The organism is Streptomyces sp. AC627_RSS907, assembly GCF_019049165.1.
In genome coordinates this window covers 1-734 of sequence record NZ_JAGMUE010001486.1, presented here as the reverse complement: position 1 = coordinate 734, position 734 = coordinate 1, and the positions used below count along the sequence as shown (strand labels likewise).

General features: G+C 77.0%; 1 protein-coding gene. It reads left to right on the top strand.

Going from position 1 to position 734, the window contains the following annotated elements:
• A partial coding sequence (locus KUM32_RS42585; protein WP_217146928.1) for a serine/threonine-protein kinase occupies positions 1 to 734 on the top strand: 734 nt, incomplete at both ends.

Below are 734 nucleotides of genomic sequence, written 5' to 3'. Positions count from 1 at the left end.
CCGTGAAGCTGGTCCACCCGCACTTCGCGACGGACGCCCAGTTCCGGGCCCGTTTCCGGCGCGAGGTGGAGGCGGCCCGACGGGTGGGCGGTGCCTGGACGGCCCCCGTGCTCGACGCCGACCCGGAGGCCGCGGTGCCCTGGGTGGCCACCGGTTACGTCGCCGGCCCCTCGCTCACCCAGGCCGTCGAGGACCTGGGCGCGCTGCCGGCGCCCTGCGTACGCGCGCTGGGCGCGAGCCTGGCGGAGGCGCTGGTGGCCGTGCACGGCCTGGGCCTGGTGCACCGCGACGTCAAACCGTCGAACGTGCTGCTCGCCCTGGACGGGCCGCGGCTCATCGACTTCGGCATCACCCGCGCCATCGACGGCACCGCCTCCCTCACCTCCACGGGCGTCTCCATCGGCTCGCCCGGCTACATGTCGCCCGAGCAGATCCTCGGCCAGGGCGCGACGGCCGCCGCCGACGTGTTCTCGCTGGGCGCGGTCCTGGCGTATGCCGCCACCGGCCGGCCCCCCTTTCCCGGCGACTCCTCGGCCGCGCTGCTCTACCGGGTCGTGCACGAGCAGCCGGAGCTGGGCCCCTCGCTGGCGGGCGAGTTGCGCGCGATCGTCGCCGACTGCCTGGTCAAGGACCCGACCGGCCGCCCCACGCCGGCCGAGCTGGTGCGCCGGCTGACCGCCGACGCGGGCGGGGATACGGGCGCGGACGCGGGTGGCGGCGCGGCCGGCCTGGTG